Annotated in this window: 10 protein-coding genes; 9 read left to right on the forward strand and 1 reads right to left on the reverse strand. The window is 62.5% G+C overall.

The annotated features are described in order from the left end of the window. The first annotated feature begins 94 nt into the window (after positions 1–94). The 9 genes from BLU85_RS20050 to BLU85_RS20090 all read left to right on the forward strand — a co-directional run bounded on the left by BLU85_RS20050 (position 95) and on the right by BLU85_RS20090 (position 10950). Positions 95–2029: a putative nucleotidyltransferase substrate binding domain-containing protein gene (locus BLU85_RS20050; protein ID WP_305882175.1), complete on the forward strand. Its 1935-nt coding sequence runs from the start codon at positions 95–97 to the stop codon at positions 2027–2029. Then, positions 2026–2733, forward strand: coding sequence for a 3'-5' exonuclease (locus BLU85_RS20055; RefSeq protein WP_092202743.1), 708 nt, complete (start codon positions 2026–2028; stop codon positions 2731–2733). Before BLU85_RS20050 ends, BLU85_RS20055 begins: the two co-directional genes overlap by 4 nt. Before the next feature lie 385 nt (positions 2734–3118). Further along, positions 3119–3637 (forward strand): RNA polymerase sigma factor, encoded by a 519-nt coding sequence (locus BLU85_RS20060; RefSeq protein WP_092202745.1) that lies wholly within the window; start codon positions 3119–3121, stop codon positions 3635–3637. Next, positions 3634–4608, forward strand: coding sequence for a FecR domain-containing protein (locus BLU85_RS20065; RefSeq protein WP_092202747.1), 975 nt, complete (start codon positions 3634–3636; stop codon positions 4606–4608). Before BLU85_RS20060 ends, BLU85_RS20065 begins: the two co-directional genes overlap by 4 nt. A 231-nt stretch (positions 4609–4839) precedes the next feature. Beyond that, positions 4840–7278, forward strand: coding sequence for a TonB-dependent siderophore receptor (locus tag BLU85_RS20070; protein ID WP_092202749.1), 2439 nt, complete (start codon positions 4840–4842; stop codon positions 7276–7278). Positions 7279–7407: 129 nt separating this feature from the next. Further along, the gene (locus BLU85_RS20075; RefSeq protein WP_092202752.1) at positions 7408–8538 is read left to right on the forward strand and encodes a PepSY-associated TM helix domain-containing protein; all 1131 of its coding nucleotides are present in this window, start codon (positions 7408–7410) and stop codon (positions 8536–8538) included. Then, positions 8535–8714, forward strand: a complete 180-nt coding sequence (locus tag BLU85_RS20080) for a hypothetical protein (protein ID WP_060740312.1) — start codon at positions 8535–8537, stop codon at positions 8712–8714. Before BLU85_RS20075 ends, BLU85_RS20080 begins: the two co-directional genes overlap by 4 nt. Positions 8715–8920: 206 nt before the next feature. Continuing rightward, positions 8921–10219 carry an MFS transporter gene (locus BLU85_RS20085; protein ID WP_092255160.1) on the forward strand — a complete coding sequence of 433 codons (1299 nt, stop codon included), beginning with the start codon at positions 8921–8923 and terminating at the stop codon, positions 10217–10219. A 101-nt stretch (positions 10220–10320) separates the two neighbouring features. Next, positions 10321–10950, forward strand: a complete 630-nt coding sequence (locus BLU85_RS20090; protein ID WP_092202756.1) for a glutathione S-transferase family protein — start codon at positions 10321–10323, stop codon at positions 10948–10950. A gap of 197 nt (positions 10951–11147) precedes the next feature. Here BLU85_RS20090 and creD read toward each other — a convergent pair whose 3' ends face one another. Next, complete coding sequence (creD, locus tag BLU85_RS20095; protein WP_092202758.1) at positions 11148–12521, reverse strand: cell envelope integrity protein CreD; 1374 nt, start codon at positions 12519–12521, stop codon at positions 11148–11150. Positions 12522–12565: the final 44 nt, after the last annotated feature.

Genomic DNA, 12565 nt, shown 5'->3' on the forward strand with positions numbered 1-12565 from the left:
ACCTAGACTTACGTCCAATGGGCACCCCGTGCTGAGGGGCCGACCATGGGAACAGATCCGACCACAACAATTCGAAAAAGACTGCGTAATGGTTATGAAAAAAGCGGACGCCTTCATCCAGGCAGGGAAAACCGCGGTGTTGCAAAACATCCAGGGGACGCTGCAGTTTCTCCAGCGCTTTCCGCCGTTCAACCAGATGGAAAATGCCCACCTGGCCTATCTGGTGGAGCAATGCCTGCTGCGTTTCTACGCCCCGGGCGACACCATCATCAAACCGGCCGACGGCCCGGTGGAGCACTTTTACATTGTCAAGCAAGGCCGGGTGGTGGGCGAACGCCCGCATTCGGCCAAGGGTGGCACCGAGACCACCTTCGAGATCACCACCGGAGAATGTTTCCCCCTTGCCGCGCTGCTGGGCGAGCGAGCCACGCGCACCGAGCACCGGGCCGGCGAAGACACGTTCTGCCTGCAACTGAACAAACAGGCCTTCATCAAGCTCTTCGCCCTGTCCGCCCCGTTTCGCGATTTCGCCCTGCGCGGCGTCAGCAGCCTGCTCGACCAGGTCAACCAACAGGTCCAGCAGAAATCCGCGCAAACCCTGGGCACCCAGTACTCCCTCAATACGCGGCTGGGTGAACTGGCGATGCGCCATCCAGTCAGTTGCAGCCCGGACACGCCGCTGCGCGAAGCCGTGAAACTGATGCACGAGCAACAGGTCGGCAGCATCGTCGTGGTCAATGAGCAAAAAGCGCCGGTGGGGATTTTCACTTTGCGCGACCTGCGGCAGGTGGTGGCCGATGGTTCCGGGGACTTTTCCCAGGCCATCGCAGGCCACATGACCCAGGCCCCCTTCTTCCTTTCGCCGGACCACAGCGCCTTCGACGCCGCCATCGCCATGACCGAGCGCCACATCGCCCACGTTTGCCTGGTCAAGGACCAGCGCCTGTGTGGTGTGGTCTCGGAGCGCGATCTGTTTTCCTTGCAACGTGTCGACCTGGTGCACCTGGCCCGGACCATCCGCAACGCCCCCAGGGTGGAAAACCTCGTGGCCCTGCGCGGCGAGATCGGCCAACTGGTGGAGCGCATGCTGGCCCACGGCGCGTCGTCGACCCAGATCACCCACATCATCACCCTGCTCAATGACCACACGGTGTGCCGCGTCATCGAACTGACCCTGGCCGACAAAGGCGACCCGGGTGTGCCGTTCAGTTGGCTGTGTTTCGGCAGTGAAGGCCGGCGCGAGCAAACCCTGCACACCGACCAGGACAACGGCATGTTGTTCGAAGCCCGGGACGCCGCCCATGCCGCGCAGATCCGCGGCCTGCTGCTGCCCATCGCCCAACAGATCAACCAGAGCCTGGCTCAGTGCGGCTTCACCTTGTGCAAGGGCAACATCATGGCCGGCAACCCCGAGCTGTGCCTGTCCCGCGCCGAATGGGCCCGGCGCTTCGCGTCATTCATTCGCGAAGCGACGCCGGAAAACCTGCTGGGCTCGAGCATCTATTTCGACCTGCGGGTGGTCTGGGGCGATGAGCAAGGTTGCGAGCAGTTGCGCCAGCAGATCCTGGGGCAAGTGGCCGACAATCGCCTGTTCCAGCGCATGATGGCCGAGAACGCGCTGCGTCATCGCCCGCCGGTGGGGCGCTTCAGGGACTTCGTGCTGAGCCGCAAGAATGGCGAAAAGGCGACCCTGGACTTGAAAGTGCAGGGCCTGACGCCCTTCGTCGATGGCGCCCGCCTGCTGGCCCTGGCCAACGGCATCGAAGCCAACAATACCCTGGAACGCCTGCGGCAACTGGTCGTCAAGGAAGTGATCGAACCGCTCGATGGCGCGGCCTATGAAGAGGCCTATCACTTCATCCAGCAGACCCGCATGCAGCAACACCAACGGCAAACCCGCGAGAACCTGCCCTATTCCAACCGCGTCGACCCCGACAGCCTCAACCATCTGGACCGACGCATCCTGCGCGAATCCCTGCGCCAGGCCCAACGCCTGCAAAGCAGCCTGACGCTGAGGTACCAGTTGTGAACCTGTTTTCCTGGCTGCGCCCGGCCCAGCCGACATTGCCCGACGTGCTGCAGCAGCGCCTGGAGCGCCTGCCCGCGCCCTCGCCACTGGGCGAAGGCGACCTGCGGGAGCAACGCTGGGTCGTCCTGGACCTGGAAACCACCGGGTTGAACCTGAACAAGGACCAAGTGCTGTCCATCGGCGCGGTGGTCATCGAAGACGGTGCCATCGACTTCAGCCAGCAATTCGAACGTACCTTGCAGTGCAATCAGCAAAAGCTCGGGCCCAGTGTGTTGATCCATGGCCTGGCGCCCAGTGCCATCGCCGCCGGCAGCGACCCGGCGGAGGCGCTGCTGGCGTTCATGGCGTTCGTGGGCGACAGCCCGCTGCTGGCCTTTCACGCGCCGTTCGATTCCCACATGCTCGGGCGTGCCTTGAAAGACCACCTGGGCTATCGCCTGCAGCATCCGTTCCTCGACGTGGCGGACTTGGCCCCGATGCTTTGTCCACAAGCCAATCTGCGCAAGTCCGGCCTGGACGAGTGGATCGACTGGTTCAAGCTGCAAGTCTTCGACCGCCACAACGCCAGCGCCGACGCCCTGGCCACAGCGGAGCTGGCGCTGATCCTGTTCAGCCGCGCCCGCCAGCAACAGATCCACAGCCCGCTTGACCTGCAACAGCGCCTGGGCCAGTGGAAACGGCGGCAGCAGGCGCCTTCGCTTTAAAAGATGAACACACTACCTGTGGGAGCGAGCTTGCTCGCGATGGCGCACTGTCCGTCGGCATTGATGTTGACTGACCTGCCGCTATCGCGAGCAAGCTCGCTCCCACACAGACCCGGCCTCAATTTCCTGACCTACACCGCCCGACCGGCGCCAATTGCTTTCCCGCCCCCGCCTCTGCCACAATCGCGAACAATTCTCGTTACTTAAAACATCGGTGATGCTCCGTGTCGTCAGTTCCTAGTGTCCGGTCTCACAAGTACCGTCCCTTTTTTGACGAGTGGCTGCTGTCGTCAAGCAAGGCGCCGCGACGAGTCATAGCCCGCTATGGCGAGGAGCGGCAACGCAGCATGACGGCAGCAGACACCGTCAAAAAGGAACGGTACTTGTGAGACCGGGCACTACTCCTCACAGTGATTTGGTTGGTGCGTTGTACCGTGACCATCGCGCTTGGCTATTGGCATGGCTGCGACGCAACGTGGCGTGTGCGCACCGGGCGGAAGACCTGAGCCAGGACACTTTTGTGCGTTTGCTGGGACGCGAGGACCTGAAGGCGCCCCGCGAACCCCGGGCGTTTCTGGTGGCCATCGCCAAGGGCCTGTTGTTCGATTATTTCCGTCGAGCGGCATTGGAGCAGGCTTACCTCACCGAACTGATGCTGATCCCCGAGGCCGAGCAACCCTCGGTGGAAGAACAGCAAATCATCCTGGAAGACCTCAAGGCCATCGATCGCCTGCTCGGCAAACTGTCGAGCAAGGCCCGCGCAGCCTTCTTCTATAACCGCCTCGACGGCCTCGGCCATGCCGAAATCGCCGAGCGCCTGGGGGTTTCGGTCCCGCGGGTACGGCAGTACCTGGCCCAGGGCATCCGGCAATGCTACATCGCCCTGTACGGTGAACCGACATGAGCCAGGCCCATGCCAAGCCGGTCTCGGCCAGCGTGTTGGATGCCGCCATTGCCTGGCAGCTGTCTTTGGACGCGAGCAGCGCCCAGGAGCATGAAGCATTCGCCCGCTGGCATGCCGCCGATGAAGAACACGCCCGGGCCTGGCGGCAACTGGGCATGCTCGACCAGCGCTTCAGCGTGGCCAACGGGCCGGCACGGGCGGCGCTGCTGCAATCACGGGTGAGCATTCGCCGGCGGATACGCAAGATCGGCAGCGGCCTGGCCAGCGTTGTCGCGGTCATCGGCCTGGCGTTGCTCGCCGGTGAACGTTACCTGCCGCTGGATTACTGGCTGGCCGACCAGCGCACAGCGACAGGCGAGCAACGCACCCTGCGCCTGAGCGACGGCACGCTGATCAACCTCAACACCCACAGTGCGCTGGACGTGCGTTTCGATGACAAGCAGCGCCGTATCGTCCTGCAGGAAGGCGAAATCCTGGTGGAAACCGGGCACGACGACCCGCGTCCGTTCATTGTCGAGACCCGCGAAGGCCGCCTGCGCGCGTTGGGCACACGATTCCTGGTCAAGCGTGAAGACGAAGGCACGCGCCTGAGCGTGCTGAAATCCGCCGTGGCGGCGCATCCCCAGGCCACGGACAGCGAACAGATCCTGCGCGAAGGCCAACAAGTGCTGATGCGCCGCGACGGCCTCGGGCCGACCGTTGCCCTGAGCCCCGGCGCCGATGCCTGGACCCGCGGCATGCTGGTGGTGGACAACGCCCGCCTTGAAGACCTGATCCATGAGTTGGGGCGTTACCGGCGCGGCTACCTCGGTGTCGAGCCACGAGTGGCCGACCTGCGCATCACCGGCAGTTTCCCGCTGCATGACACTGACCTGGCCCTGACCGCCCTGTTGCCGACCTTGCCGGTGCAGATCGAGCATCACACGCGGTGGTGGGTGGTGGTGGGGCCACGGGCTGCAGCCAAGCCCTGAATGGCTTTATGTCAGGGATGGCCTCATCGCGAGCAAGCTCGCTCCCACATTGACCGGGTCGCCCACGAATCATCCTGTGGGAGCGAGCTTGCTCGCGATGAGGCCATTCGCTTCACCACAAAGCCACCAGCTGCAAAACGAATCTAAATTATTTTCATCCAGCCCTATCACTTTTCGATTTTCATCCGGCACCCAGGCAATTGAGAAATATTTCCATTCAGGAGCCGCCGTATGTCCCGCCCGCTAGACACCCTGTTGCGCCCCAGCCTGTTGGCCGTTGCCATTGCCTTCGCCGTCCCGTTGACCTGCGCCCCGCTGCTGGCCGCCGAACAAGCCACGAGCGTGCGCACCTACAACCTGCCCACCGCGCCCCTGGCCAGCACCCTGAACCAGATCGCCAGCCAGGCCGGCCTCGCGCTGAGCCTGAATCCGTCCCTGGCCTCGGGCAAGACCTCGGCCCCGGTCCAGGGCCAGTTCGACGCCACCGGTGCATTGCGCGAGGCCCTGCGCGGCACCGGCCTGCAACTGGAACAAAGCAGCGCTGGCACCTACAGCCTGGTGGCCGTACCTGAAGGCGTCATGGCCTTGCCGGAAACCAGCGTGATCGGTGCCGGTCTCAGCGAAACCGCGTGGGGCCCGACCGAGGGCTACGTCGCCACCCGCACCGCCGCCGGCACCAAGACCGACACGCCGATCGTCGAACTGCCGCGCTCCGTCTCCGTGGTCACCCGCCAACAGATGGAGGACCGCTCTGTCCTTAACCTCAATGACGCCCTGCGCTACACCGCCGGCGTGCAGAGCAGCGGTTACGGCTCGGATTCGCGCAACGACTGGCTGCTGGTTCGCGGCTTCGTGCCGACCCAGTTCCTCGATGGCCTGCCACTGCCCAAGGGCAACTACATCACGCCGAAAATCGAGCCCTGGAACCTTGAGCGCATCGCCGTGCTGCGCGGCCCGGCATCCTCGGTCTACGGCCAGACGCCACCCGGCGGCATGCTGGACATGGTCAGCCGTCGCCCACAGGCCGAAAGCAGCCATGAGGTCGAGTTGCAGGCCGGCAGCTACGAGCACAAGCAGATCAACTTCGACAGCACCGGCAAAGTCGATGACGAAGGCCGGTTCCTCTATCGGGTCAGCGGCACCGTGCGCGACAGCAACTCCCAGGTCGACCACATCCCGGACAAGCGCTACAACCTCGCGCCGAGCCTGACCTGGAACATCAACGACGACACGCGCCTGACCTTCCTGTCCCAGTACACCCGCGACGACACCGGCATCACCGGACAATTCCTGCCGTTGCAAGGCACCAAGCTGTCGTCACCAGCGGGCAAGATTTCCCATCACAAGAACCTGGGCGATCCGGATTGGGAATTCTACGACCGCACCTACTACGCACTGGGCTACAACTTCGAACATCGCCTGAACGACACCTGGCAGTTCCGCCAGAACCTGCGCTACACCAAGAGCGACCTGGAAACCCAGGGCATCTCCGCTGGTGGGCAATTCTGGCCAGCGGGGCCTGAGGAAGCAGTCAGCGCCGATGGCACCATCAAGCGCAGCGCCAGTGTCATTGACGAAGACATCAGCCAGTTCGCCGTGGACAACAATTTCCAGGCCGACTTCCAGACCGGTGCCCTCAGTCATACCCTGCTGCTGGGCCTGGATCACCAGCGCTCCAACAGCAATTCCCGTTGGCTGTGGGGCTCGACCGGTGTGCCGACCAGCAACATCCACAACCCGATCTACGGGCAGGACTTCTCCAACGTCCAATACTTCACCATGTATGACTACAACCAGAAAACCAACCAGACCGGCCTGTATGTCCAGGACCAGATCGCCCTGGACAACTGGCGCCTGACCCTCGGCGGCCGTGAAGACTGGATTCACACCGGCACCGAATTCCACAACCAGAACAACGTCACCAACACCCAGCGCGACAAGAAATTCAGCGGCAACGCGGCGTTGAGCTACGTCTTCGATAATGGTGTGACGCCCTACATTTCCTTCGCCCAGTCGTTCCAGGCGGCGGCCGGTTCAACCGTCAACAGCACCGAAGCGTTCAAGCCAACAGAAGGCGAACAGTACGAGGCCGGCATCAAATATCAACCGCCGGGCACCAAGACCTTGCTGACCGCGGCGGTGTTCGACCTGACCCAGAAAAACAACTCCGTGACCGAAAACAACGTCACCCGCCAAGTGGGTGAAGTCCAGGTGCGTGGCTTGGAACTGGAAGCCTCGGGCGATGTGACCGACAACCTGAAGCTCATCGGTTCCTACACCTACAACGACAGTGAAATCACCAAGGGCACCGCAGCGGAAAAAGGCAAGCGCATGGCCCAGGTGCCGCGCAACCAGGCCACCGCCTGGGCCGACTACACCTGGCACAACGGCCCGTTGGATGGCTTCGGTGTCGGCGCCGGTGTGCGTTATGTCGGCGACACCTACGGCAACACCACCAACACCGACTGGGGTCATGTCGGCTCTTACACCGTGTACGACGCCTCGGCCCATTACGACCTCGGGCGTTTGAACAAGACCCTCAAAGGCGTCACGGTGGCGGTGGACGCGAAGAACATCTTCAACAAGGACTACCTGTCCACTTGCGATGGCTTCTACTGCTACTACGGCGACCAACGCAACGTCGTCGCCAGCGTGAATTACAAATGGTAAACGGTTAGCATTTGCAAAACCTTTTTGAGGGCACCTGTACCCGAGACCTGTCAGTCAAATGAAATCCCTGTGGGAGCGGTTTGACTGACGGGGCTCAGGCATCGAGGCCCTCTTGCATTCGGATCGCTCATGAAAAGCAAAACCATCCGCCGCTGGTCCTTCGTCCACACCTGGACCAGCCTGATCTGCACGGTGTTCCTGCTGATGCTGGCGATTACCGGGCTGCCATTGATCTTCCACCACGAAATCGAACACCTGCTGGGCGACGCTCCCGAGTTCCGGGAGATGCCTGCCGACACGCCACACCTGGATCTTCAGCAATTAGTGGAAAAGGCCAAGGCCCATCGTCCGGGTGAAGTGGTCCAGTATTTCGGCTGGGACGAAGACGAGCCCAACGGCATCTTCACCATCATGGCGCCGACAGCGGACACCGAGCCCAACGCCTCCCATACCTTCATGCTCGATGCGCGCACCGGCGAGGCCTTGGAAAGGCCCTCGGCCAATGGCGGTTTCATGATGGTCATGCTGCGCCTGCACGTGGATATGTTCGCGGGTTTGCCGGGCAAGTTGCTGCTGGCGTTCATGGGGTTGCTGTTCGTGATCGCCATCGTTTCCGGGGTGGTCCTGTACCTGCCGTTCATGCGGCGCTTGAAATTCGCCACGGTGCGCCAGGACAAATCCACGCGCCTGCGCTGGCTCGACCTGCACAACCTGATCGGCGTGGTGACGCTGGTCTGGGCGCTCACCGTGGGCGTCACCGGCGTGATCGCCGCGTGCGCCGACCTGATCATCGCCGCCTGGCGCAACGACAGCCTCAGCGCCATGGTCGAACCCTATCGCAACGCCCCGCCGCTGACGCAATTGGCCCCGGCTACCCGCTTGCTCGACATCGCCAGGGAGGTCGCGCCGGGCATGGAGCCCAGCTTCATCGCCTTCCCCGGCACGTTGTTTTCCAGCCAACATCACTACGGCGTGTTCATGAAAGGCAGCACCCACCTGACCTCGCACTTGCTGACGCCGGTATTGATCGATGCCAGCACCCTGGAGGTCACCGCGGTGGCCGAGCGGCCGTGGTACATGGACGTCATGAGCCTGTCTCTACCGTTGCACTTCGGCGACTACGGTGGCCGGCCGATGCAGATCTTCTGGGCCACCCTCGACGTGCTGACCATCATCGTCCTCGGCAGTGGCGTCTACCTGTGGCTGGTGCGGCGTAAAGCGGCCAAGCGTGCAACGGTCGGCACGGAGGTCGCCTCGTGAGGCCACGGCAATCGAGTTTCTGGAAAGTGTTCGGCATGCCCGTGCTGATCGCCATTCTCTGCGCCGCCGGGCTGTTCAGTGCCTTGCTGGGGGACGGTCTGTGGGACGCCGTCAGTTGGCTGGGCTTGGGTATACCCTCCGTGTTGGCGGTGTGGGGACTGATCCCTCGCCGCTGAGTCATCCGGGCGTGCACTTGCCAGAGTGGGCGCCCCTTTTATCTTCGTCATACGACAACCGCAAGCGCGCCGGCTGTTTCAGACCGCCCAGCCTTTGACATATTTATTGACAAATTAATTCTTGACCCTCTATAAGTGCGCTGGTTGTACGACAACCTACAACGAAACACGCCACGCCAAATCCAAAAATAATCGATGGTGAAGTGATGAAAATCAAAGGCATCCGCTGGTGGATGGTCGGCCTGGTCACGGCCGGCCTGATGGTCAACTACCTGGCTCGCAATACCCTCTCGGTGGCCGCTCCCACCCTGATGAGCGAAATGAACATCTCCACGGAGCAATACTCCCACATCGTCGTGGCCTGGCAGGTCTGCTATGCCTTGATGCAACCAGTGGCCGGCTACATCATCGATGCCATCGGCACCAAGATGGGCTTCGCCATTTTCGCGTTCGCCTGGTCCATCGCCTGTGCCGCGGCGGCCATGGCGTCGGGCTGGCAGGGCCTGGCGTTTTTCCGCGGTTTGCTTGGCCTGACGGAAGCCGCTGGGCTGCCAGCGGCGGTAAAGACCTCTACCGAATGGTTCCCGGCCAAGGAACGCTCGGTGGCCATCGGCTGGTTCAACATCGGCTCCTCGATCGGCGCCGTGCTGGCTCCGCCGCTAGTGGTCTGGGCGATCCTGAACAGTGGTTGGGAGCTGGCGTTCCTGATCGTTGGCGGCCTGGGCGTGGCCTGGACGTTCCTCTGGCTGATCTTTTACAAACATCCACGCGACCAGAAGCTCCTGGGCGACACCGAGCGCGATTACATCCTCAGCGGCCAGGAAGCTCACTTTCAAGACCCGACGCCGAAGAAAGGCAGCTGGAAACGCATCATCGCCAGCCGCAACTTCTACGCCATCGCCAGCGCGCGGATCCTCTCCGAGCCGGCCTGGCAGACGTTCAACGCCTGGATCCCGCTGTACCTCATGACCGAGCGGCACATGAACATCAAGGAGATCGCGATGTTCGCCTGGTTGCCGTTCCTGGCCGCCGACCTCGGTTGCGTGCTGGGCGGTTACCTGAGCCCGTTCTTCCATAAATACTGCAAGGTGTCGTTGTTCACTTCGCGCAAGATGGTCCTGCTGTTCGGCGCCTCCTGCATGATCGGCCCAGCCTGCATCGGTTTGGTCGCCAGCCCGTACACCGCCATCGCCCTGCTGTGCATCGGCGGCTTCGCCCACCAGACCCTGTCCGGGGCGCTGTACGCCATCACGTCCGATTCGTTCGGCAAGAATGAAGTCGCCACCGCCACCGGCATGGGCGGCATGTTCGGTTACCTGGGCGCCGCCGCCTTCACCCTGCTCTTCGGCGTCATGGTGACCCGGATCGGCTACAGCCCACTGTTCGTGCTGCTGGCAATCTTCGATGTCATCGCCGCGTTCATCGTCTGGACTGTCGCCCGGGAACTCAAGCAGCAACCGACGACATCGACGCCAGAACCGCAGGCCCTTCAACCGGCCGCCTGATGCATGGCGCGACCGGCCTTCTTCACCCCGGTCGCGCCTGCCTCGAACACGGATGAACGCGCTATGCTGCGCAACAAGTCCCCTTGAATCGAGACGTTGCCATGTCCACCCCCAGCATGACGCTGTTCCACAACCCCGCTTCGCCCTTCGTTCGCAAGGTCCTGGTGCTGCTGCACGAAACCGGCCAGCAAGACCGCGTGGCGTTGCAGCTCAGCCAGCTCACACCGGTCAAGCCGGACCGCGTGCTGATCGAGGACAATCCGTTGAGCAAGATCCCGGCCCTGCGCCTGGCCAACGGGAGCGTGATCCATGACAGTCGGGTCATTCTCGACTACCTCGATCACCAGCATGTCGGCAACCCGCTGATTCCCCGCGAGGGTGCGGCCCGCTGGCGGCGCCTGACCCTGGCCTCCCTGGCCGATGGAGTCATGGATGCGGCGGTGATGATCCGCTACGAAACCGCGCTACGTCCTGTGGAAAAACACTGGGACGAATGGCTCGATGCGCAACGGGACAAGATTCGCCGGGCCCTGGGCCTGCTGGAAGCCGAGGCGATCGCCGAACTGGCCAGCCATTTCGACGTGGCCTCCATCAGCGTGGCCTGCGCCCTGGGCTACCTGGACCTGCGCCATCCCGACCTGGAATGGCGCAAGGCCAACCCGCAATTGGCGGCGTGGTTTGCCGAGGTGAGCTTGCGGCCTTCAATGGCAGCGACGGTGCCCAAGGTTTAGTGCTGCACTGGCTGCACCGGCCCCATCGCGAGCAAGCTCGCTCCCACATTGGGTTGCTTCGCCTGGACGACCGGGATCTCCTGTGGGAGCGAGCTTGCTCGCGATAGGGCCACTGCGGTCCAGCGGAAACAACCCGGCAATCAGCGCCACCAACATCGCCCCCTCCCGCTGATCCTCACGCAACCCCAACGACCGGCTCATTTCACTTCTCCCAGATCGAAGGCCATTGCAGCGGCCGGCTTCGACCCCACTCCGTACCAATCCAGCTTGCGGGTCAGCACCATGAACACGCCCAGCAGGCCGAACAGCAGCAGCGACCCCATCAGCAGTGCATAGTCCTCCGCGCTCAACAGGCCGTAGAGCAAACCGTACAAACCTGCCAGCCCCGCCGAAAACCCCAGGCCGTGGCTCACACTGCGCAACACATGGCAGACATAAAACCCGATCAGCACGACACAGGCACTGGCCGACACCAGGTACGCCAGGGTGAAGCCGATGTGCTCCGACAGCGACAACAGCAGCAGGTAGAAGAACGCCAGCGCCACACCCACCAAGGCATACTGGACCGGGTGGACGGCCAGGCTCTTGAGCACTTCGAAGAGAAAGAAGCCGGCGAACGTCAGGGCAATGAACAGCAGCGCATATTTGATCGCCCGGTCGCTCTTGAGGTACTGGTCCACCGGGTCGATGAAGCTCACACCGAAGGCCCGGCTGCGGAACGCTTCACAGCTATCGCTCGGCTCACAGGCTTGCAATGTTTCCAGCAGGTTGGTGGAAAAAAACGACGTCTGCCAGTCGGCACTGAAGCCCTGCTCATTGATCTCGCGATTGCTGGGCAGATAGTTGCCAATGAAGCTCGGGTGCGGCCAGTCCGCCGACAAGTGCACTTTGGTGGATTTGCCCACCGGCAGAATCTGGAACTCGCCAGTGCCTTGCAGGCGCAGGTCAAAACCGAAGGTCAGCTCGGGACCGCCTTGGGCGGTGATCATCGGCAGCGGCACATGCACACCCTGCCCCAGCCAGCCAAGCCGCGAGCCGGGCAGGAAGTCGACGGTCTGCTGGTTCAGCGTCAGGGTCAGCGCGTTCTCGATGCCACGAATATCGCTGATGCCAACGCTCAAGTACGGTTCGTCGAAGCGATAGTCGGCAAAGTCCTTGGCGGCGACGCCATAGCGCTCAGGCACCTTGAAGCGGCCATCGATCCGGTTATCGGCGTGGAACATCCGCGCTTCGTAGATACCCCGGGCACGGGTTTCGGTGCGGACCTGGCCGTCGAGCTCGAATTGCTCGGGCAAGAAATACAACTCCCCCGTTCGCTCGACGGTTTCCAGGAAACGCACACCGGTCTTCTCGTTGGTATTCCAGACCTTCACGCTCTTGCGAAATGGCACCACGATCATCGGCCCGATCAATTGCTGGCTGTAGCTGGAGCTGCGGGCGATGTCCTGTAGCACACCGTCGCGCAATTCCTGGCGCTCATCGATGAGGCCATTGATCATCAACAGCGGAATCATCAGCAAGAGAATCAAGAGGGCGATCATGCCCAGTTTTATAGCGAGGCTGCGGTTCATGTGGGGCTCTCCCTGTTCGAATGAGGGAGAGTCTGGGGTGGCTG

It is taken from the genome of Pseudomonas sp. NFACC14 (genome assembly GCF_900106885.1).
In the GTDB taxonomy this organism is placed as follows: domain Bacteria; phylum Pseudomonadota; class Gammaproteobacteria; order Pseudomonadales; family Pseudomonadaceae; genus Aquipseudomonas; species Aquipseudomonas fluorescens_AA.

What these genes read in the sequence shown, in the direction of transcription:
- BLU85_RS20050 (WP_305882175.1), top strand. Translation starts at nt 95, where the DNA reads ATGAAAAAAGCGGACGCCTTCATCCAGGCAGGGAAAACCGCGGTGTTG.
- BLU85_RS20065 (WP_092202747.1), top strand. Translation starts at nt 3,634, where the DNA reads ATGAGCCAGGCCCATGCCAAGCCGGTCTCGGCCAGCGTGTTGGATGCC.
- BLU85_RS20070 (WP_092202749.1), top strand. Translation starts at nt 4,840, where the DNA reads ATGTCCCGCCCGCTAGACACCCTGTTGCGCCCCAGCCTGTTGGCCGTT.
- BLU85_RS20075 (WP_092202752.1), top strand. Translation starts at nt 7,408, where the DNA reads ATGAAAAGCAAAACCATCCGCCGCTGGTCCTTCGTCCACACCTGGACC.
- BLU85_RS20085 (WP_092255160.1), top strand. Translation starts at nt 8,921, where the DNA reads ATGAAAATCAAAGGCATCCGCTGGTGGATGGTCGGCCTGGTCACGGCC.
- BLU85_RS20090 (WP_092202756.1), top strand. Translation starts at nt 10,321, where the DNA reads ATGTCCACCCCCAGCATGACGCTGTTCCACAACCCCGCTTCGCCCTTC.
- creD (WP_092202758.1), bottom strand. Translation starts at nt 12,521, where the DNA reads ATGAACCGCAGCCTCGCTATAAAACTGGGCATGATCGCCCTCTTGATT.